This window comes from Aestuariivirga sp. (assembly GCF_037139295.1).
In the GTDB taxonomy this organism is placed as follows: Bacteria; Pseudomonadota; Alphaproteobacteria; order Rhizobiales; family Aestuariivirgaceae; genus Aestuariivirga.
This window is the reverse complement of the sequence record NZ_JBAXGR010000040.1, coordinates 1-18,818: the sequence shown is the minus strand read 5'-3', so window position 1 is coordinate 18,818 and position 18,818 is coordinate 1. Positions and strand designations below refer to the sequence as shown.

The following is an 18,818-nucleotide window of genomic DNA, read 5'->3' as shown; positions in this document are numbered from 1 at the left end:
CCCTGAAATAGGGGCTTCAAGGTCCTTTGGCCAGCGCCACGATGGGCCCCAGCAGCGCAAATCCGTCGCTGCGGGCCATATCCGGGGCGTGCAGGCTGGAGATCGAACCATCGAGGAACAGGGCATTGGGGCAGCCGAGCTTGTCCTTGAACAGGCTCGCAAAGGAATGGAAGTTCACCCAGTCCTCGCTGATGACGAAGATCAGCGTGTGGTCATCGGGCGCGCCGACGCCATTGCGCCGCTGCAGCGAGGTGCCGTCCACCGAGAACTTGGGGTGGATCTTGCCGTCGACCACCAGCATGGGACCGGACTGACTGGCGAATTGCGGGCGGATGCCGGACGCCGCGAAGGCCTCCGTCTCCATCACCCCGCCCGTGTCGCCATCGATGAAGAACACGCCGTTGGGCTTCATGTGAAAGTTGCCCGGACCGTTGCGGCGGTTGAGCTTGTGCAGCGTCTTGGCGTCCTCGATATAGAGGCCGATGGGCTTCAGGTCCTCGCCATACATGCCGGCATTCATGCCGAAGGAAAGGCTCTCGCCCTTGTCCGCCAGCGCCAGCGACAACGCAGAGAAGGAACCATAGGGCTCGCCCTTGTCATCAAGGCTGAAGAGCTGCAGGTGGTCCTCCCGGAGGTCGAAGCGGCAGACCGTATAGTCGTTGCCTTCATAGGTCTCGCCGGTGCAGGCAGCCTCGGCCCGGGCCGCCCCGATAAGCAGGCCAAGCACGAGAAGCCAGAGCCGGATGGCCCGGCTCATGTTACTTGCAGGCCTTGTCGATGGCGGCGAGTGCTGCCGAAATGCCCTGCAGCGAATAGGTGTCCTCGGTGGTCTTGCCGCGCCAGGAGGTGCCCTTCACCTTGAGCGACTTGCCGTTCTTCATGGCGGCGACGATCTTCTTGTCGCTGCCCGTATCGACCCAGGCGGTGTCGCCCTTGGAGAACATCTCGTAAGCCTGGTCGTCGATCGTCAGCTTGACGGCTTCGCCCTCCTTGAAGGGATAGCCGATGATGGTGGAAACCTCGCCCTTCACCGGCGGCTTGCGCCCTGGCATGTTGGTGACGAGGAAGAAGGCGGGGTCGCGCTTGACACCCTTGGGGTCCGTCGCCTTGGGCGTCGAGGACGCGTAACAGACCTTTGAGTCGGTCGCCTCATAGGAATAGGCGGTCCAGTCCTCGAAGGCGCCAATCTGCTTGGGTTCATTGTCCGCAAGGCTTGCGCCCGAGGAGAGGGTGAGGAGGGTGATCCCAAGGACACCCGTGCGCCGTAACTGATTCATGCGGAAACCTTAATCCTGGCCGAGACGGAAATCCAATGGTGGACGATTCCGGCCCAATTTTGGCAGATGCTGACAGAAGGCGAGACTGGCCGGATGGATTATTGCAGCGCAACAGGCATTCGGCTAGCGTTTTACGTCATTTGTGAAGGATTTCGATCATGGCGGCTGTGGAAAGTGAAATGGCATCAACGGTTTGCGTGGCCCATCTGGTGAGCCATCTCGACCAGGCCGCAACTGCCGTGGAGACCCTTCTTGCCAAGGCCAAGGCGAGGGTGGCGGCCCGCGTGATGCCGGGTGGCAAGATCAATTCCAGCCTTCTGGACGAGGAACAGCATGCGGCACATGGCCTCGCCTGGCTGGCGACCTATGCGGCAACGCTGCGCGAACTGGCCAATTTCGCCGGGCGGCTGGAGGCGGAAGGCAAGTTCGGCGAGACGGAGCAGCTGACAGTCCAGATCGCCGCGGGCGAATACGTCAACCACGTCGCCGGCGGCATTCCGATGAACCAGGGAGAGTTCCTCAGGCTCCCCGAACTCGGTCTGACGCGCAGCGAGACGGCGGGGCTGCATGATCTCGTCCTGATCGAACGCGGTAACACCTCTGCCGCACGGCGGCGGCTGGTGGAGCTGATCGCCGACGGCAATTTCGGATCATCCGGCCTCGACGAGACGCTGACCGAGATGGGCGAGACGATGCGCCGCTTCGTGGAGACCAAGGTCGCCCCCCATGCCCACCAGTGGCACCTCGACAATGCCTACGTTCCGATGGAGATCGTCAAGGAACTGGCCGAACTCGGCGTCTTTGCGCTGACGCTTCCGGAAGAGCACGGCGGGCTAGGGCTTTCCAAGGAATCGATGTGCGTGGTTTCGGAAGAGTTGTCACGCGGCTGGATCGCGGTCGGCTCGCTCGGCACCCGCGCCGAGATCGCCTGCGAGCTGATCCTGTGCGGCGGCACCAAGGAGCAGAAGGAAAAGTGGCTGCCGAGGATCGCGAGCGGCGAAATTCTGCCGACCGCAGTTTTCACCGAACCCAACACGGGTTCAGATCTCGGCTCCTTGCGCACCCGCGCGGTGCGCGATGGCGATGTCTACAAGGTGACGGGCAACAAGACCTGGATCACCCACCCGGTGCGCGCCGACGTGATGACGCTGCTTGCGCGCACCAACCCGGACGAGACGGGCTACAAGGGCCTCTCGATGTTCCTCGCGGAGAAGCCGCGCGGGAGCGACGAGAACCCCTTCCCCGCCAAGGGCATGACCGGCGGTGAGATCGAGGTGCTGGGCTATCGCGGCATGAAGGAATACGAGATCCGCTTCGAGGACTTCGAGGTGAAGGCCGAGAACCTGCTGGGCGGCATCGAGGGCCAGGGATTCAAGCAGCTGATGCAAACCTTCGAGGCCGCGCGCATCCAGACGGCAGCACGCGCCGTGGGCGTGGCCCAGAGTGCCCTCGACATCGGCCTCAAGTATGCCAAGGACCGCTCGCAGTTCGGCAAGCCCATCCTCGCCTTCCCGCGCATTGCCGATAAGCTGGCGCTGATGGCGGCGGAAGTGATGGCAGCACGCCAGCTGACGCTGTTCGCCGCGCGTGAGAAGGATGCGGGCCGGCGCTGCGATCTCGAGGCTGGAATGGCGAAGCTGCTGGGTGCCCGCGTGGCCTGGGCCTCGGCCGACAATGCCTTGCAGATCCACGGCGGCAACGGCTTCGCGCTTGAATACCAGATCAGCCGCGTGCTGTGCGATGCACGCATCCTCAACATCTTCGAGGGTGCGGCAGAGATTCAGGCACAGGTGATTGCGAGACGCCTGCTCGAAGGCGGGAATTGACCCGCACGATCCTCATCACGGGCTGCTCCACCGGCATCGGCTGGACCTGTGCGCTGGGCATGAAGCAGCGTGGCTGGCGGGTTTTCGCCACGGCACGCAAGCCTGAGGACCTGGCGCGCCTTGAGGCGGAAGGGCTCGAGGCGATCTATCTCGATTATGCCGAGCCCGCGTCCGTCTCCGCCTGTGCAGGCGACGTGGCGAAGCGCACGGGCGGCAAGCTCGACGCACTGTTCAACAATGGCGCCTTCGGCCAGCCCGGTGCGGTGGAAGACCTGACGCGCGCGGTGCTGGAACAGCAGTTCGCCTGCAACGTGTTTGGCTGGCACCAGCTGACGGGCGAATGCCTGCCACTGATGCGGGCGAATGGTTCGGGCCGCATCGTACAGTGCTCCTCGGTGCTGGGCCTGGTGGCGCTCAAATGGCGCGGCGCCTACAATGCCTCGAAGTTCGCCATCGAGGCGCTGTCCGACACCATGCGGCTTGAACTGCGCGGCAGCGGCATCTTCGTGTCGCTGATCGAGCCGGGTCCGATCACCAGCAAGTTCGTTGAGACCTCGCTGAAGAATTTCGAGAAGAACATTGATGAGGGCGCCTCGCACTACAAGGACGCCTATGCCAGGCAGCGCGCCAGGCTCGGACGCGGCGGTTCTGCGCGCTACAAACTGGGCCCCGAGGCGGTGCTGGAAAAACTCGTCCACGCCGTGGAGTCGCCCCGCCCGCATGCCCGCTATTATGTGACCAGGCCGACACACTACATGGCGATCGCCCGGCGCTTTCTGCCGCAGCGGATCCTCGATCACGTGCTCGACAAGGCTTCGGACCAGTGATGGCAGATGCGCGCTATGCCGCCTTGACGCGAACCCCCTGCCCGGCCCATGGGTTGGCCCGGTCATGCGGACTTCGGAGCGAAACTTGTTCTTCCAATATCTGAGCTACATTGCGACGGCGGCCGTAGCGGTCGTGCTGCTCATGGGCCTCGTCAACATGTTCCGAGGCGGTTCATCCAACACCTCCCAGAAGCTGATGCGCTGGCGCGTCGGGTTGCAGGCCATTGCCATTGTGGTGCTGATGGCGGCCTTCTATTTCACCCACCGCTAGAGCTTGAATTCACCACAATGAATCCCCATCTCTCTGCCCGTTTGGCGGAGGGATCGCGATGGCTGTCACGGCTGACGAATTTAGGGTGCGGGAGAAGTTCTTTCCCAAGCTTGCCCGCGTGCTGGCACGCGTGCCGCTGGCTGACGAGCTGGTGGCGGCCTATTACGCCGCGTTCGACAGGGCGACGCCGCTGAAGGCCAAGGGCATCCTGATTGGCGCTCTCGCCTATTTCATCTTGCCGATCGACGCGCTGCCGGACTTCGTGCTGGGGCTGGGCTTCACCGACGACATGGCCGTGCTGCTCGCCGCCTTCAACATGGTGCGCAACCACGTGACGGAGGACCACCGCCGCCGCGCCCGCGAGACGATCGCCCGTCTCAGGGCTGGCGCACCCATCTCCGTGTAACGATCAGCACCGCGCCGGCGCAGACGGCCATGCCGAGGATCTGCACCGGCGTGAGCGTTTCCCCGAACAGGACATAGGCCATCAGCGCCGAGACGCCGGGCACGAGGAAGATGAGGCTGGCAACCCGGCCCACATCGCCCAGCCGGATCAGCAGCATCAGCAGCGTGATGGCACCCAGCGACAGCACGACGACGGACCAGCCAAGCGCGAACCACGCATCGAAGCTGCCGTCGAAACGCATCTGCTCCATGAAAAGTGCAGGAATCCCGACGGCCAATGTGGCGCCAACATATTGCCAGGCGCCGCCGCTGGCCAGGTTGAGCGCCGTGGCGAAGCGCTTCTGGTAGACCGTGCCGAACGATATCGACAGCGCACCAAAGATATTGACCGCCGTCGTCACCGGCGTGATGCCCCCGCCAAAACCCGACTGGAGCTTGGGCGAAACGACCAGTGCCACGCCCAGGATGCCCACCACGAGGCCAAGCCAGTGGCGGAGCGCGATCTTCTCCTTCACCATCCAGGCGGCGAGGATCGCCGTCATCAGCGGCTGCAGCCCCACGATCAGCGCCGAGACACCCGCCGGCATGCCATGCGCCACTGCCCAGTAGACGGGGCCGAGATAGCCGCCATGCAGGAAGGCGCCTGCCACCGTGGCGTGGAAGGCAGCCCGCGGACCCGGCCATGGCGCGGAGAGCGCCAGCGCAATGGCGGCGAAAATAACCCCGGCGATGGGAAAACGGATCGTCAGGAAGGTGAGCGGATCGGCATGGGGCGCTGAAAGCCTTGCAACCACGAAGCCCGTTGCCCACATGAGCACGAACAGGACAGGAGCCGCGGCGATGAGGGCGCGGGTAGCGGGCGTTGCATGAGCCATGCCGCCATTTGCCCGGATTCTCGTGGCGAGGCGAGACGGTAAATCAGGGAGCAGACATGTTCGATCCGCAGAAGCTTCTAGAACAATTCCTCGGCGGCAGCCGGGGCGACACTCCGGCCCGGGACGGCAAGTCGGGCGGCGTCACCTCGCCCGACTTCATGAAGGGGCTTGCAGCTGGCGGCGTGGCAGGCGGTCTTGCCGGCATCCTGCTGGGCGGCAAGACATCGAAGAAGCTGGCCAAGGGCGCGGTAAAGCTCGGTGGCACGGCCGCCCTCGCCGGACTGGCCTACAAGGCATATGAGAGCTGGCGCGCCTCGCAGCAAGCGCCTGTCGCGGAGCCGGCGCAGCCGATGAAGGACATCACGCCGAATCCCGAAGGCACACCCTTCTTGCCCGTCCGCAGCGAGGAGCGCGACGGCATGAGCCTCGCCATCCTGCGGGCCATGATCGCCGCGGCGAAGGCCGACGGCCACATCGATGCGCAGGAGCACAGTCGCATCTTTGCGAAGCTCAACGAACACGACCTCGACACCGAGGAGAAGGCCTTCATCATCGACGAACTGCGCAAGCCCCTCGACATCGACGCGGTGGTGGCGGCTGCGGTGACGCCCGAGCTGGCCGTCGAAATCTATGCTGCCTCGGTCCTTGCGATCGACCCCGATGATCCGGCTGAACAGGCCTACCTCGCCATGCTGGCCTCGCGCCTCAAGCTGGAACCCGGCCTAAGGGCGGCCATCGAGAAGGAAGCCGTGAAGAGTGTGGCCTGACCCGTCACCATGCGGTATTGACCGGGCATGACGGCCAAGCCCGATGACCAGGGACCGACCATTGCCACACTGGTGCGCGAAAGCTTCTACCGGCTGTTCGCCGACGAGGCCATTCCGCTGGCCGGCAACATCGCCTTCCGCACCGTGTTCTCGGTGTTCCCCTTCCTGATCTTTCTGACCGCGCTCGCAGGCTTCTTCGGCAACGACAATCTGGCGGAGGGGGTGGTTACCTTCCTGCTGAGCGTGGCGCCGCCGCGCCTTGTCGAACCGCTGGTGCCGGAGATCCGCTCCATCCTCACCGTGCCGAGGAGTGGCCTGCTCTCGCTCTCGGCGCTCATCACCATCTGGAGTGCCATGGGCGGGGTGGACAGCGTGCGCGTGGGCCTGAACCGTGCCTATGACATTCGCGAAACGCGGAGCATGTGGTGGCTCTACTTCCAGAACGTGCTGTTTGTCATTGGCTCGGCGGTGTTCCTGCTGGCCTTCGCGCTGCTGATCGTCTTCGCGCCGGTGATGATCCATGTGGCGGAACTCTATGCGCCGGCCCTCAAGGGCCATTTCGTGACAATCGAACAGCTGCGCTACCCGATCGGCATTATCCTGCTCACGGCAGGCGTGTTGCTGTGCCACCGCGTGCTGCCCGCCAGGACACTGAACGTGCTGGAATTGCTGCCGGGCGTGGTGATCACCGTTGTGGCGTGGGTGCTGATGTCATCCGCCTTCTCGATCTATCTCGTCAACTTCAACACCTTCGCCTCGACCTATGCGTCGCTGTCGGGCGTCTTCGCGGCGATGTTTTTCGTCTACCTCGCAGCGCTGGTGCTGATCCTCGGCGGCGAGGTGAACCGGGTATTGGTTGTGTGCAGGATCATGCGCATGCAGCGCTTCGCGCGAGAGGATGCGGAGGTTTAGGGTTCTGCTTCTCTCATCCACCTTCGCCGGGCTTGACCCGGCGATCCTTTGCAGTGACCACAAAATAGGATGCCCGGGCCCAACATCAAGCCCGGGCATGATGAATGCGATCGCTGAAGTAAGCTATTTCCCCGACGCCTCGATGGCATCGTCCAGCGTCTTCAGGCCTGTCGTCGGGGCTGATACGAGAACGGCCATGTTGCCGGGGCGGTGCTCGTTCTTCCACATCTTCATGTGCGCCTTGGGGATGTCGGCCCAGGAATAGACCTCCGACATGCAGGGATCGATGCGGCGCGCCATGACGAGCTTGTTGGCAGCAGAAGCCTGCAGGAGGTTGGCGAAATGCGAGCCCTGCACGCGCTTCTGGTGCATCCACAGATAGCGCGCATCGAGCGTGAGATTGAAGCCCGTGGTGCCAGCACAGATCACGATCATGCCGCCGCGCTTGGTCATCAGAACGGAGACTGGGAATGTTGACTCGCCCGGATGCTCGAACACCATGTCGACGTTGTTGCCCTTGCCAGTGAAGTGCCAGATGGCCTTGCCGAACTCGCGGGCGCCCTTCATCCAGTCATTGTACTCAGGAGTGCCCACGGCGGGCATCTGGCCCCAGCAGTTGAACTTCTTGCGGTTGATGACGCCCTTGGCGCCGAGCTGCATGACGAAGTCTGCCTTGTCATCCTCCGAGATGACGCCGATGGCATTGGCGCCCGTGGTGGCGATGAGCTGGATGGCCATGGAGCCGAGGCCGCCCGATGCGCCCCACACCAGCACGTTCTGGCCGGCACCCAGCACATGTGGACGATGGCCGAACAGCATGCGATAGGCGGTGGCCAACGTGAGGGTGTAGCAGGCAGCCTCTTCCCACGAGAGATGCTGCGGCTTGGGCAGCAGCTGGCGGGCCTGCACGCGGGTGAACTGCGCAAACGAGCCATCCGGCGTCTCATAGCCCCAGATGCGCTGGGAGTTCGAGAACATCGGGTCGCCGCCGTTGCACTCCTCGTCGTCGCCGTCATCCTGGTTGCAGTGGATGACCACCTCGTCGCCCACCTTCCAGCGCTTCACCTTGGCGCCCACGGCATAGACGATGCCGGAAGCATCGGAGCCCGCGATGTGGAAGGGATTCTTGTGGCCGTCGATGGGGGAAATGGGCTTGCCCAGGGCCGCCCAGACGCCGTTGTAGTTGACGCCCGCCGCCATCACGAGGACGAGGCATTCGTCCTCGCCGATTTCCCAGGTTGGCACGACCTCGATCTGCATGGCACTGTCGGGCGCGCCGTGGCGCTCCTGGCGGATGCACCAGGCATACATTTTCGCCGGCACATGGCCGAGCGGCGGGATTTCGCCAACCTCGTAGAGGTCCTTCACCGTGGCATTGCCATTGGCCGGGGCGGGGGCGGATTTGGCAGCGGCGGAACTCATGTGGTCGTCTCCCTCTAAGAACAACATCCAGATTAACCGAGGCTAGAGCATCTCGCACCGCAACAAAAGGAGGGGGTCCGGAGAGAGCTTTTCAGTCCTGGACCTTGACAACGGGCACCGGAACGGATGAATTAGTAGTTGAGATGCTGGTCGATTTTGTCATTTCCGTCCATCCGCCCTCCGGCTCAGGAGCCGCCTTATGAAGTGGCTGAGTGGGATGTTAAATGGAACGGAGCTAACGCCCGGCTTCGTGGCGATGTCGATTTGCGTGGTGGTCGGCGCCTTCGTACTCACCAACTTCACCCGCGTTTCGGGGGTCATGGGTTTCCTGCTGAACGGATTGGCACTGTTTGCGGGCGCTCAGGCGGCCAATTACCTGGGAACTAACGTCAGAACTCCCTTCGACTTCCTGCTCGAGAAGACCCTGCTGGCCACCATGGCGGGGATGCTGGTGACGTCGGTCCTCGTGTTGCTGGTGTTCTCCCGCCCGCGGAGAGGCTGAACCGACTGCCCAAAGGTCGAGGTTGCGGTGCAATATGGGCCATGCCAGCATGGGACCATCATGATGATGCGCGACAAACCCTGGCTCTTCCGCACCTATGCCGGCCATTCCACGGCGGCTCAATCCAACACACTGTTCCGGACCAACCTGTCCAAGGGCCAAACGGGGCTTTCGGTCGCCTTCGACCTGCCGACCCAAACCGGCTATGACTCCGACCACGTCTTGTCACGGGGTGAAGTGGGGAAGGTGGGCGTGCCAGTATCGCATATCGGCGACATGCGTACGCTGTTCGACCAGATCCCGCTCGCCACCATGAACACCTCGATGACCATCAACGCCACGGCAGCCTGGCTGCTGGCACTCTATGTGGCGGTGGCCGAGGAACAAGGGGCGCCCCGCACCAGCCTCTCGGGTACCACCCAGAACGACATCATCAAGGAATATCTTTCACGCGGCACCTATGTGTTCCCCCCCGGGCCGTCGATGAAGCTCATCACCGACACCATCGCCTTCTCCACGAAGGAACTGCCGAAGTGGAACCCGATGAACGTCTGCTCCTATCACCTGCAGGAAGCGGGTGCGACGCCGGTGCAGGAACTCTCCTACGCGCTGGCCACTGCAATCGCGGTGCTCGACGGCGTAAAGGCATCGGGTGCCGTCGCCGAGAAGGACTTCCCGGAGGTCTTCGCGCGCATCTCCTTCTTCGTGAATGCCGGCATCCGCTTCGTCACCGAGCTCTGCAAGATGCGGGCCTTCACCGAGTTGTGGGACGAGATCGGCCGCGAACGCTATGGCATTACTGACGAGAAGCATCGTCGCTTCCGCTATGGCGTGCAGGTGAATTCGCTCGGCCTCACCGAGCAGCAGCCGGAGAACAACGTCTACCGCATCCTGATCGAGATGCTGGCCGTCGTGCTCTCGAAGAACGCCCGCGCGCGCGCCGTGCAGCTGCCCGCATGGAACGAGGCGCTTGGGCTTCCCCGCCCCTGGGACCAGCAATGGTCGCTCCGCATGCAGCAGGTGGTGGCCTATGAAACCGACCTTCTGGAATATGGCGACATCTTCGAGGGCTCGACCGAGATCACCAAGAAGGTGGAGGCGCTGAAGGATCAGGCGCGCGCAGAACTCGCACATGTACAGAGCCTGGGCGGCGGCACCTCTGAGAAGGTAATCGCCTACATGAAGCACCAGCTCGTCGCCAGCAACACCGCACGCCTGCACGCAATCGAGTCGGGCGAAACCAAGATCGTCGGCGTCAACGCCTTCACCACCACCGAGCCCTCGCCGCTGTCGGCTGGCACCGATGCCATCATGACGGTGAAGGACGACGTGGAATATGCCCAGATCGAGCAGCTGAAGGCATGGCGCGCGGCGCGCGACGCGAAGGCAGTGAAGCTGGCGCTCGCGGAGCTGGCGAGCGCTGCGAAGGACGGCCGCAATATCATGGAACCGTCCATCGCCTGCGCCAAGGCAGATGTCACCACCGGCGAATGGGGTGCGACACTGCGCGAGATCTTCGGCGAATACCGCGCGCCTACCGGCGTGGCACTCACCATGCGGGCTGATGGCGGCGAGCAAATGGCAGATCTCCGCACACGCGTGAAGCGCCTGGCCGAGCGCATGGGCGAAACGCCGCGCTTCCTCGTCGGCAAGCCCGGCCTCGACGGGCACTCCAACGGTGCCGAGCAGATCGCCGTGCGCGCCGCCGACACCGGCCTCGAGGTCATCTATGACGGCATTCGCGTGACGCCGGAGCAACTCGTCAGGACGGTGCAGGAGAAAAACGTCCACATCCTTGGCCTCTCCATCCTCTCGGGCTCACATGTGCCGCTGATCCGCGAGGTCATGCAGCGCCTGCGCGCCGCGGGCCTCTCCATACCTGTGGTGGCGGGCGGCATCATCCCGCAGGACGACGTCAACGTGCTAAAGCAGCTGGGCGTGGCCGCCGTCTATACGCCCAAGGACTTCGACATGAACCGCATCATGGATGACCTCGTGACGCTGATCGAGAAGCGGGCGGACGAAAAGGCGGCATGAGCCGCCTCACATGTCTTCGATCCCGCCCCAGATGATGACTCGGTTTGTGCGGGGCATCGTCGGCTTTCTTGCAGGCGCTGTGGCTGACATGCGCGCTGGTGGCTTGGCGGGCGCAAGGGCCACGCAGTTGGCAGCGGGCCTTGCCCCCGCGCAGATGCTCGACCCTGTGAAATCCTCCACCCGCTGCCGCCCCGTGCTCAATCCGAAATGCAGCATCTCCGCTCTGTCCAGCGGCAGGCTTGAGCGGCGGACGCGGGGCATGAGCCCGGGGGAAATGCCCATGTCGGCGAGATAGTCGCCGATTAGCGTCGCCGCATCTGACCCGGCTTTGCTCGTCTTGTAGGAGTCGGGTGCGGGAAACGCTGACTCGGTGATCCAGTAACCGATGCGCTGTGTGCCGGCCGCAAGCACCAGCAGGCAGGCGTTGGCACACACGCCTGGGGTGGAGACAAATCCCTTATAGACGAGACCCACGGGCCGGCCCTTGTGGCACGCCGCATCGCGTGGCGCGCAGCCCTGCGCCTCACTGCGGCCGATGATCGTCGTGAGTCCCTTGGCACGGATCATGCGACCGATGTCCAGCGCCGCATCGAGATCCCCTCCCGGCGAGTCGAGAACGACCGGAAGCTTCTCATGTCCCATCTGGCGCAGCAGCAGGCGGAACCGCTCAGGCGTATTCGGCGTGATGAGACCTTGTGCCATGATCCATTCCGGACACAGGCTGCCGCACCGGCCGGTGCCGCGCATGCGGACGACCATCATCGGTTGGTCGGCCGGGACCACAGGTGCGACGGTCTCGGCCATCCGGAGTTCGGGAACGCCTCCGCTGTCGTTTGCCAGCAGAGGGGAGGAGAAGGATGATGCCAGAAGCGCCAGCACAGGGGCCAGCCAGGCAAGCGACAAGCGGAAGACCGGGTTGAAAAGCATACACAATCAAAGCACGAAATTATTTCCAATTTTATACTACGGGATCTGTCGGCCGCTTTCCCAAATTCTTGACTCCCGCTGTACTTTCCACTATTTCCGGCCCACTGCGCGGCGGGGTTAACCCCTCCCGCGCGTATTGCGCTGCCTCCGGCAACCCAATTTCGTCTGAGTTTTCAGACACTTGAAGCGCACTGGACCACGGGTTTTCCAGTGCCGCCAAAGGGCGCGACACATAAGGAAGAAAGACCATGTACGCAGTCATCAAGACTGGCGGCAAGCAGTATCGCGTTGCAGCCGGTGACAAGATCCAGATCGAAAAGCTCGAGGGCAACCCGGGCGACCAGGTGAAGTTCGCTGAAGTACTGATGATCGCCAATGGCGACGCCATCAACATCGGTGCACCGCATGTGGCCGGCGCCACCGTGGTGGGCGAGATCGCCTCCCAGGACCGTGGCCCCCACGTCATCATCTTCAAGAAGCGCCGCCGCAAGCATTACCGTCGGCGCAACGGCCACCGTCAGGACCTGACCTCGGTGACCATCCGCGAAATTCTCGGCTAAGCGCTGACAGGAACCAGGAGAACACACCATGGCTCATAAAAAGGCAGGCGGTTCATCCCGCAACGGGCGCGATACGGCAGGCCGCCGTCTCGGCGTCAAGGCGTTCGGCGGCGAAGCCGTCATCGCCGGCAACATCATCATCCGCCAGCGCGGCACCAAGGTTCACCCGGGCACCGGCGTGGGCATTGGCCGCGACCACACGATCTTCGCGGTGGTGAACGGCGTCGTCAGCTTCCGCCGCACCAAGGGTGACAAGCAGACCGTGTCCGTGCTCCCAGCCGTCGCGGCTGAGTAACCGGCGGGCTCAGACATAGTCAAGCCGCCGGATCCACCGATCCGGTATGCTTGCACGAATTTGAAGCGGAGAGGTGGCAACCACCTCTCCGCTTTTCGTTTGGATAGCTCCCATGATAATTCTCGTGACTGACCGCCTGACGCTCCGCCCGCCGCATGAGGCTGACGCGGAGGCGCTGGTGCACGGGCTTGGCAACCTCAACGTCTCGCGCTGGACCGGGCGTGTGCCTTACCCCTATGGCCGCAGAGATGCGGAAGACTATATCGCCCGAAGCCGGGTCACGCCGCAGGATGAATTGATGCTGTTCATTACGTTTGGAGGCGAACTGGTCGGCGGCATCGGCATCACGCAGGATGAGCTGGGCTACTGGCTGGCTGAACCGCAGTGGGGAAAGGGCTTCGGCACGGAAGCCGCAAGCGCCGTGACGGACCATGCGTTCACAGCAATGGGGCGCGACCGGATGGTGGCGAGCTATCACCTAAGCAATGATGGCTCGCGGCGCATTCTGCTGGGATTGGGATTTCGGGAAACGGGCGAGGACGTGGCGTTCTCGCGGGCGCGTGCCGCGGAGGTGCCGATCATGCGGCTGGATCTGACGCGGCAAGCCTGGAGAGAAGCGAAGGAGCGGCGGCGATGAGCCCCCGCTCCCTCAAATCATCAGAACACCTTGGCGACGTAGCTCGCCACGAGGGTGCGGCGGCCGAGGCCACCATTGTGCTTCGAGGCCGCAAGCCGCAGGTTGCCGTCGGACTTGCCGATGGCCAGCGCGAGATGCCTCAGGCCCCACTGGATGTTGGTGCGCGGGTCGAGAAGTGCTGCGCAATTGCCGCTGAAGCCGATGTCCTTGGCGGTGGCGCACTTCATCTGGAACACCCCATACTCGCCATGGCTGCCACGCATGTTGGGATTGTAGTTGGATTCGACATGCGCGATGCGCAGCGCGAACCAGGTGGGAACACCCTGCGACGGCGCCATGGCCTTGATCAGCGAGATGACGTTGCCCTGCGAGGCATTGGCGCCCACCGGCACGGCCAGCGCAGCGACTTCCGTCTGGCTGCGGCGGACGGCAAGGATACGCTTGCTGTTGGAAGCGACCTGCGTAGGCGACTTGGCATGGGCGACATGCACGCGCTTGCGCGGATGGGCGGCGGCCTGCTTCGTCGTGCTCCGCCGCGTGTGGGCGGCGGTGGTGCGGACCGGCGCCTTGCGCAGTTGCGCGGGCTTCGTGGCCGCCCTGGGCTTGGAGGTGAAGCTTGTGGACGTGGTGGTGCCGTAGCAGTGAGTGGCACCCTTGCAGGCTGCCTCGGCAGGTATAGCGGAGATGCCAGCCAGTACAGCGGCAGACAGCATTCCTGCGATCAGTCTATTTTTCATTTCTTGCCTTTCGTTATACACAAACAACGCCGGGATGATCTTTGGCTTGGTTGTGATCATCTTCCCCCGAAGGGCGCCCATCTCGGAGCGGCCCCCCGTAAAACTACCAAATGTGTTCTGAGAGGGGCCAAATTATTACAATGCGGCCTCTGGATGGATCCGTGGCGCAGGGGCCACAGGGGGCTAGGCTCTTCCCGCAACCCGCGTTACAAGGCGTCATCATGAAATTCCTCGACCAGGCAAAGGTTTATGTGCGCTCCGGTGACGGCGGAGCTGGTTCGGTGTCCTTCCGCAGGGAAAAGTTCATCGAGATGGGCGGACCCGACGGCGGTGACGGCGGCAATGGCGGCGATGTGTGGATCGAGGCCGTGGACGGCCTCAACACGCTGATCGATTATCGCTACCAGCAGCATTTCAAGGCTTCGACGGGTGGCCATGGCATGGGCCGGCTCAGGGCCGGCGCCAACTCGGACGACATCGTGCTGAAGGTGCCGGTGGGCACCCAGGTGTTCGAGGAGGACAACGAGACGATGGTGGCCGACCTCGCCAAGCTGGGCGACCGCTTCCGCATCGCCAAGGGCGGCAATGGCGGCTTCGGCAACGCTCATTTCAAGTCGGCCACCAACCGCGCACCGCGCCACGCCAACCCCGGCCTCGAGGGCGAGGAGCGCTGGATCTGGCTGCGCCTGAAGCTGATCGCCGACGCGGGACTGCTGGGCCTTCCCAATGCCGGCAAGTCCACCCTGCTCGCTGCCGTATCGGCCGCGAAGCCCAAGATCGCGGATTATCCCTTCACCACGCTGCACCCGCAGCTGGGTGTGGTGCGCGTCGGCATGCAGAGCTTCGTGCTGGCCGATATTCCGGGCCTCATCGAGGGCGCGCATGAGGGCCACGGGCTCGGCACGCGCTTCCTCGGTCATGTCGAGCGCTGCGCGGTGCTGCTGCACCTGATCGATGTCACCAGCGAGGACCCGGTCGCTGATTACCGGGTGATCCGCAAGGAGCTGAAGGCCTATTCGCCGGAACTTGCCGAGAAGCCCGAAATCATCGCCTTCAACAAGACCGACCTGCTTCAGGACGACGAGATCGAAACCAAGCTGAAGGACTTCAAGCGCCGGGTGCGCGAGATGCCGATCCTCATGTCTGGCGGCACCACCAAAGGTGTGCCGGAAGCCATGAAGAAGCTGCTCGAGGTGATCGACACCTCGCGCCGCGCCAATCGCGCCAATGACGAGCCGGGGGTGACGACGGAGGACTGGCGGCCGTGAAGTCACGCCTCGAAAAGGCGCGGCGCATCGTCGTCAAGATCGGCTCCGCGCTTCTGGTGGACGACAAGACCGGCACGATCAAGGCATCGTGGCTGTCATCGCTCATCGGCGATCTCGCGGATGCGCGGGTGCGGGGTGCCGAGATCATCATCGTCTCTTCCGGTGCCATCGCGCTCGGCCGCCGCACGCTGGGCCTGCCCAAGGGTACGCTGCGCCTCGAGCAGAAGCAGGCAGCGGCAGCGGTGGGCCAGATCGCGCTGGCCCAGGCCTGGACGGAGGCGCTCCGTACACGGAACATGGTTGCAGCACAGGTTCTCGTGACACTCACCGACACCGAAGAGCGCCGCCGCTACCTGAATGCACGCGCAACGCTCTCCACCCTGATCGAGCAGGGTGCGGTTCCCGTCATCAACGAAAACGACACGGTGGCGACCAGCGAAATCCGCTACGGCGACAATGACAGGCTGGCCGCGCGCGTCGCCTCGATGATGAGTGCCGACTGCCTGGTGCTGCTCTCCGATATCGACGGACTCTACACCGCACCGCCCAACCAGAAGGGCGCCACATTCCTTCCTGTCGTCGAGGAGATCACGCTGGAGATCGAGGCGATGGCCGGAAAGCCGATCTCGGGCGTGGGCTCCGGCGGCATGATCACCAAGATCGAGGCTGGCAAGATCGCGCTGGGCGCTGGTTGCAACATGGTGATCGCCTCGGGCCACGAGATGCACCCCTTGAAGCGCATCCACGAGGGCGCGCGCTGCACGTGGTTCGTGGCCAGTTCGAATGCGCTTCAGTCGCGCAAGCGCTGGATTGCCGGCACGCTGCAGCCCATCGGTCACCTTGTGGTAGACGAAGGCGCTGCGGAAGCGCTGGCGAAGGGCAAGAGCCTGCTGCCGGCAGGCGTCAAGAAAGTCGAAGGCAGCTTCGCGCGCGGCGACACCGTGTCGATCGTGACCATCAGGGGCCGCGAGATTGCCCGCGGCCTCGTCACCTATGACGCCAGTGACACGGCAAAGATTTTGGGCCTCAAGTCTTCCGAGATCGAGAAGGTGCTGGGCTTCCGCGGGCGTGACGTGCTGATCCACCGCGACGACATGGTGCTGATGGGCGGAGACCGCACATGACCGGGATGATGACCAACCGCGAGCTGATGCTGACGCTGGGCCACGCCGCGCGCGCGGCCGCGAAGGTTCTGGCGCTGGCACCGACCCAGCAGAAGAACGATGCGCTGATGGCCATGGCGGCGAAGATCCGCCGCTCCGCCGCTGACATCCTGTCCGAGAATGGGCGTGACCTTGAGAACGCCAGGGCGAAGGACATGAAGGCCAGCTTCGTCGACCGGCTGACGCTGAACGAGGCGCGCCTCGAAGCCATGGCGAAGGGGCTGGAAGAAATTGCCACCCTGCCCGATCCCGTGGGCCAGGTGATGGCGCAATGGACGAGGCCCAATGGCCTTGCCTTCAGCCGGGTGCGCGTGCCCATCGGCGTCATCGGCATCATTTATGAATCGCGGCCCAACGTGACGGCGGATGCAGGCGGCCTGTGCCTCAAGTCCGGCAATGCGGCGATCCTGCGTGGCGGCTCCGACTCCTTCCATTCCTCGGGCGCCATCATCGCCTGCCTGCAGCGCGGGCTGGACAGTGCCGGCCTGCCGCGCACCGCAATCCAGATGGTGCCCAATGCCGACCGTGACTGCGTTGGGCTGATGCTGGAAGGCCTCGGCGGCACGCTGGACCTGATCGTGCCGCGCGGCGGCAAGAGCCTTGTGGCGCGGGTTCAGCAGGATGCGCGCATTCCGGTGTTCAGCCACCTCGAAGGCATCTGCCATGTCTATGTCGACAAGGCGGCTGATACCGAGATGGCGAAGGCCGTGTGCCTCAACGCCAAGATGCGGCGCACCGGCGTATGTGGCTCGGCCGAGACGATCCTGATCGACAGGGCTGCGGCGGAGAAGAACCTGAAGCCGATCATCATGACCCTGATTGACGCGGGCTGCGAAGTGCGCGGCGACGACGCCGCATGCAAGGTCGATGCGCGGGTAAAGACCGCGACCGAGGAAGATTGGTCCACCGAATATCTCGACGCCATCATCTCGCTGAAACTGGTGGATGGCGTGGACGAGGCAATGGCGCATATTGCCCGTTATGGCTCTCAGCACACCGACTCGATCATCACCGAGGATGCGGCCACCGCCGAGCGTTTCCTGAATGAGGTCGACAGTGCCATCGTTCTGCACAATGCCTCCACGCAATTCGCCGACGGCGGCGAGTTCGGCTTCGGCGCCGAGATCGGCATCGCCACCGGCAAGCTGCATGCGCGCGGGCCGGTGGGCGTCGAACAGCTGACGACCTTCAAGTACCAGGTGCGGGGCAAGGGGCAGACACGCCCATGATCCTCAAACCGCCCGTTTTCGGCGAAGGCCAGAGGATCGGGCTGTTCGGCGGCTCCTTCAACCCCGCCCATTACGGGCACTACATGGTGGCGCTCTATGCGCTGAAGCGACTGGAACTCGACTGGGTGTGGTGGCTGGTGTCGCCGCAGAACCCGCTGAAGGACTCCTCCGAGACCGGTGAATACGCCGACCGCCTTGCTTACACGCGTGAGGTGGCGAAGCATCCGCGCTTCATTGTCACCGACGTCGAGAAGCAGATGGGGGCCCGCACCACGGCGGAGACGCTGCGGGGCCTAAGGCCGTTGCTGAAGCGGGCGCACTTCGTGTGGATCATGGGGGCTGACAGCTTCGCCAGCCTGCACCGCTGGCACGACTGGCTGGAGATCCCCGAAACCCTGCCGCTCGCCGTGCTGGCGCGGCCGGGCTTCTCGCTGCGCGCACTGGGTGGGCCCGCCGCGACGCGCTTTTCGGAAGCGCAGATCCCGACCAACATGGCGCCGAAGCTGGTGACGGCAACGCCACCGGCCTGGTGCTTCATCCCCATGCCGCTCCGCCCGGAGAGCTCAACGGCGATCAGGCGGCGCGCCAAGACGCACGCCGCCTGAGAGAGGCCCTTGAACGGTGCCGCCGAACCCTTTAGCGTCAGACTCGTTGTTCCACCCAAAAGGCATGTCACTCGCATCCATGCAGAGACGTAACCGGAACCAAGGACCAGAACACTGAAAGCGCCCGCCAAGAAGTCCGCAGCCAAGAAAACCGCGGCAAAGAAATCTGCTCCCAAGAGCACCCGTCCCGTTGGCAAGAAGGCTGCCGCCCCGAAGGGCAAGCCTGCTGCCAAGGCCAAGCCAATTGCCAAGGCCAAGCCAATTGCCAAGGCCAAG

Annotated in this window: 21 protein-coding genes and 1 pseudogene; 16 read left to right on the top strand and 6 right to left on the bottom strand. The window is 63.8% G+C overall.

Annotation, left to right across the window (positions count from 1 at the left end; translation table 11 throughout):
* Positions 1 to 16: 16 nt before the first annotated feature.
* Complete coding sequence (locus WCJ41_RS11755; RefSeq protein WP_336906014.1) at positions 17 to 757, bottom strand: phosphodiester glycosidase family protein; 741 nt, start codon at positions 755 to 757, stop codon at positions 17 to 19.
* 1 nt (position 758) lies between these two features.
* Positions 759 to 1,277: an invasion associated locus B family protein gene (locus tag WCJ41_RS11750; RefSeq protein WP_336906013.1), complete on the bottom strand. Its 519-nt coding sequence runs from the start codon at positions 1,275 to 1,277 to the stop codon at positions 759 to 761.
* Positions 1,278 to 1,456: 179 nt separating this feature from the next.
* On the opposite strand from WCJ41_RS11750, the gene WCJ41_RS11745 reads away from it, so the two are divergent.
* The 4 genes from WCJ41_RS11745 (at position 1,457) to WCJ41_RS11730 (ending at position 4,607) form a co-directional block, all read left to right on the top strand.
* Positions 1,457 to 3,103 carry an acyl-CoA dehydrogenase family protein gene (locus WCJ41_RS11745; protein ID WP_336906012.1) on the top strand — a complete coding sequence of 549 codons (1,647 nt, stop codon included), beginning with the start codon at positions 1,457 to 1,459 and terminating at the stop codon, positions 3,101 to 3,103.
* Complete coding sequence (locus tag WCJ41_RS11740; RefSeq protein ID WP_336906011.1) at positions 3,100 to 3,930, top strand: SDR family oxidoreductase; 831 nt, start codon at positions 3,100 to 3,102, stop codon at positions 3,928 to 3,930. Before WCJ41_RS11745 ends, WCJ41_RS11740 begins: the two co-directional genes overlap by 4 nt.
* Positions 3,931 to 3,994: 64 nt before the next feature.
* Positions 3,995 to 4,201, top strand: coding sequence for a twin transmembrane helix small protein (locus tag WCJ41_RS11735; RefSeq protein ID WP_336906010.1), 207 nt, complete (start codon positions 3,995 to 3,997; stop codon positions 4,199 to 4,201).
* A gap of 58 nt (positions 4,202 to 4,259) precedes the next feature.
* Entirely contained in the window at positions 4,260 to 4,607 is a 348-nt protein-coding gene (locus WCJ41_RS11730) for a YkvA family protein (RefSeq protein WP_336906009.1), read from the top strand.
* Here the strand turns inward: WCJ41_RS11730 and WCJ41_RS11725 are convergent.
* On the bottom strand, positions 4,579 to 5,481 hold the full coding sequence (locus WCJ41_RS11725) for an EamA family transporter (protein ID WP_336906008.1): 903 nt from the start codon (positions 5,479 to 5,481) through the stop codon (positions 4,579 to 4,581). The genes WCJ41_RS11730 and WCJ41_RS11725 overlap by 29 nt on opposite strands.
* Positions 5,482 to 5,537: 56 nt before the next feature.
* On the opposite strand from WCJ41_RS11725, the gene WCJ41_RS11720 reads away from it, so the two are divergent.
* Both WCJ41_RS11720 and WCJ41_RS11715 read left to right on the top strand, forming a co-directional pair.
* The gene (locus WCJ41_RS11720) at positions 5,538 to 6,248 is read left to right on the top strand and encodes a tellurite resistance TerB family protein (protein WP_336906007.1); all 711 of its coding nucleotides are present in this window, start codon (positions 5,538 to 5,540) and stop codon (positions 6,246 to 6,248) included.
* Positions 6,249 to 6,275: 27 nt separating this feature from the next.
* Positions 6,276 to 7,160, top strand: a complete 885-nt coding sequence (locus WCJ41_RS11715) for a YihY/virulence factor BrkB family protein (protein WP_336906006.1) — start codon at positions 6,276 to 6,278, stop codon at positions 7,158 to 7,160.
* Positions 7,161 to 7,283: 123 nt separating this feature from the next.
* On the opposite strand, the gene ccrA is transcribed toward WCJ41_RS11715, so the two are convergent.
* Complete coding sequence (gene ccrA / locus WCJ41_RS11710; RefSeq protein WP_336906005.1) at positions 7,284 to 8,582, bottom strand: crotonyl-CoA carboxylase/reductase; 1,299 nt, start codon at positions 8,580 to 8,582, stop codon at positions 7,284 to 7,286.
* Positions 8,583 to 8,799: 217 nt separating this feature from the next.
* Here ccrA and WCJ41_RS11705 point away from each other — a divergent pair, with 217 nt between their 5' ends.
* Both WCJ41_RS11705 and WCJ41_RS11700 read left to right on the top strand, forming a co-directional pair.
* A complete protein-coding gene (locus tag WCJ41_RS11705; protein WP_336906004.1) occupies positions 8,800 to 9,084 on the top strand; it encodes a hypothetical protein in 285 nt (94 codons plus the stop codon).
* A 60-nt stretch (positions 9,085 to 9,144) separates the two neighbouring features.
* Entirely contained in the window at positions 9,145 to 11,121 is a 1,977-nt protein-coding gene (locus WCJ41_RS11700) for a protein meaA (RefSeq protein ID WP_336906003.1), read from the top strand.
* A 6-nt stretch (positions 11,122 to 11,127) separates the two neighbouring features.
* Here WCJ41_RS11700 and WCJ41_RS11695 read toward each other — a convergent pair whose 3' ends face one another.
* A complete protein-coding gene (locus WCJ41_RS11695; protein ID WP_336906002.1) occupies positions 11,128 to 12,048 on the bottom strand; it encodes a hypothetical protein in 921 nt (306 codons plus the stop codon).
* Between the two features lie 248 nt (positions 12,049 to 12,296).
* Between WCJ41_RS11695 and rplU the strand changes: the two genes are divergently transcribed.
* The 3 genes from rplU (at position 12,297) to WCJ41_RS11680 (ending at position 13,540) form a co-directional block, all read left to right on the top strand.
* On the top strand, positions 12,297 to 12,608 hold the full coding sequence (gene rplU / locus WCJ41_RS11690; RefSeq protein WP_336906001.1) for a 50S ribosomal protein L21: 312 nt from the start codon (positions 12,297 to 12,299) through the stop codon (positions 12,606 to 12,608).
* A gap of 28 nt (positions 12,609 to 12,636) precedes the next feature.
* Complete coding sequence (rpmA, locus tag WCJ41_RS11685; protein ID WP_336906000.1) at positions 12,637 to 12,903, top strand: 50S ribosomal protein L27; 267 nt, start codon at positions 12,637 to 12,639, stop codon at positions 12,901 to 12,903.
* Positions 12,904 to 13,015: 112 nt separating this feature from the next.
* Positions 13,016 to 13,540 carry a GNAT family N-acetyltransferase gene (locus tag WCJ41_RS11680; protein WP_336905999.1) on the top strand — a complete coding sequence of 175 codons (525 nt, stop codon included), beginning with the start codon at positions 13,016 to 13,018 and terminating at the stop codon, positions 13,538 to 13,540.
* Between the two features lie 20 nt (positions 13,541 to 13,560).
* Here WCJ41_RS11680 and WCJ41_RS11675 read toward each other — a convergent pair whose 3' ends face one another.
* Positions 13,561 to 14,277, bottom strand: a complete 717-nt coding sequence (locus WCJ41_RS11675) for a lytic transglycosylase domain-containing protein (RefSeq protein ID WP_336905998.1) — start codon at positions 14,275 to 14,277, stop codon at positions 13,561 to 13,563.
* Positions 14,278 to 14,498: 221 nt separating this feature from the next.
* Between WCJ41_RS11675 and obgE the strand changes: the two genes are divergently transcribed.
* The 5 genes and pseudogenes from obgE to WCJ41_RS11650 form a co-directional block, all read left to right on the top strand.
* Positions 14,499 to 15,545 (top strand): GTPase ObgE, encoded by a 1,047-nt coding sequence (obgE, locus tag WCJ41_RS11670; RefSeq protein ID WP_336905997.1) that lies wholly within the window; start codon positions 14,499 to 14,501, stop codon positions 15,543 to 15,545.
* Positions 15,533 to 16,669, top strand: a complete 1,137-nt coding sequence (gene proB / locus WCJ41_RS11665) for a glutamate 5-kinase (protein WP_336906026.1) — start codon at positions 15,533 to 15,535, stop codon at positions 16,667 to 16,669. The genes obgE and proB overlap by 13 nt, the downstream gene beginning before the upstream one ends.
* A 5-nt stretch (positions 16,670 to 16,674) precedes the next feature.
* The gene (locus WCJ41_RS11660) at positions 16,675 to 17,937 is read left to right on the top strand and encodes a glutamate-5-semialdehyde dehydrogenase (protein ID WP_336906025.1); all 1,263 of its coding nucleotides are present in this window, start codon (positions 16,675 to 16,677) and stop codon (positions 17,935 to 17,937) included.
* Positions 17,934 to 18,542 carry a nicotinate-nucleotide adenylyltransferase gene (locus tag WCJ41_RS11655; RefSeq protein WP_336905996.1) on the top strand — a complete coding sequence of 203 codons (609 nt, stop codon included), beginning with the start codon at positions 17,934 to 17,936 and terminating at the stop codon, positions 18,540 to 18,542. The genes WCJ41_RS11660 and WCJ41_RS11655 overlap by 4 nt, the downstream gene beginning before the upstream one ends.
* Positions 18,543 to 18,659: 117 nt before the next feature.
* A pseudogene (locus tag WCJ41_RS11650) lies at positions 18,660 to 18,818 on the top strand (histone); the annotation flags it as partial.

Excerpts from the sequence above, each read along its gene's own strand:
- WCJ41_RS11755 (WP_336906014.1), bottom strand. The coding sequence starts at position 757 with ATGAGCCGGGCCATCCGGCTCTGGCTTCTCGTGCTTGGCCTGCTTATC.
- WCJ41_RS11750 (WP_336906013.1), bottom strand. The coding sequence starts at position 1,277 with ATGAATCAGTTACGGCGCACGGGTGTCCTTGGGATCACCCTCCTCACC.
- WCJ41_RS11745 (WP_336906012.1), top strand. The coding sequence starts at position 1,457 with ATGGCATCAACGGTTTGCGTGGCCCATCTGGTGAGCCATCTCGACCAG.
- WCJ41_RS11735 (WP_336906010.1), top strand. The coding sequence starts at position 3,995 with ATGCGGACTTCGGAGCGAAACTTGTTCTTCCAATATCTGAGCTACATT.
- WCJ41_RS11730 (WP_336906009.1), top strand. The coding sequence starts at position 4,260 with ATGGCTGTCACGGCTGACGAATTTAGGGTGCGGGAGAAGTTCTTTCCC.
- WCJ41_RS11725 (WP_336906008.1), bottom strand. The coding sequence starts at position 5,481 with ATGGCTCATGCAACGCCCGCTACCCGCGCCCTCATCGCCGCGGCTCCT.
- WCJ41_RS11720 (WP_336906007.1), top strand. The coding sequence starts at position 5,538 with ATGTTCGATCCGCAGAAGCTTCTAGAACAATTCCTCGGCGGCAGCCGG.
- WCJ41_RS11715 (WP_336906006.1), top strand. The coding sequence starts at position 6,276 with ATGACGGCCAAGCCCGATGACCAGGGACCGACCATTGCCACACTGGTG.
- ccrA (WP_336906005.1), bottom strand. The coding sequence starts at position 8,582 with ATGAGTTCCGCCGCTGCCAAATCCGCCCCCGCCCCGGCCAATGGCAAT.
- WCJ41_RS11705 (WP_336906004.1), top strand. The coding sequence starts at position 8,800 with ATGTTAAATGGAACGGAGCTAACGCCCGGCTTCGTGGCGATGTCGATT.
- WCJ41_RS11700 (WP_336906003.1), top strand. The coding sequence starts at position 9,145 with ATGATGATGCGCGACAAACCCTGGCTCTTCCGCACCTATGCCGGCCAT.
- WCJ41_RS11695 (WP_336906002.1), bottom strand. The coding sequence starts at position 12,048 with ATGCTTTTCAACCCGGTCTTCCGCTTGTCGCTTGCCTGGCTGGCCCCT.
- rplU (WP_336906001.1), top strand. The coding sequence starts at position 12,297 with ATGTACGCAGTCATCAAGACTGGCGGCAAGCAGTATCGCGTTGCAGCC.
- rpmA (WP_336906000.1), top strand. The coding sequence starts at position 12,637 with ATGGCTCATAAAAAGGCAGGCGGTTCATCCCGCAACGGGCGCGATACG.
- WCJ41_RS11680 (WP_336905999.1), top strand. The coding sequence starts at position 13,016 with ATGATAATTCTCGTGACTGACCGCCTGACGCTCCGCCCGCCGCATGAG.
- WCJ41_RS11675 (WP_336905998.1), bottom strand. The coding sequence starts at position 14,277 with ATGAAAAATAGACTGATCGCAGGAATGCTGTCTGCCGCTGTACTGGCT.
- obgE (WP_336905997.1), top strand. The coding sequence starts at position 14,499 with ATGAAATTCCTCGACCAGGCAAAGGTTTATGTGCGCTCCGGTGACGGC.
- WCJ41_RS11660 (WP_336906025.1), top strand. The coding sequence starts at position 16,675 with ATGATGACCAACCGCGAGCTGATGCTGACGCTGGGCCACGCCGCGCGC.
- WCJ41_RS11655 (WP_336905996.1), top strand. The coding sequence starts at position 17,934 with ATGATCCTCAAACCGCCCGTTTTCGGCGAAGGCCAGAGGATCGGGCTG.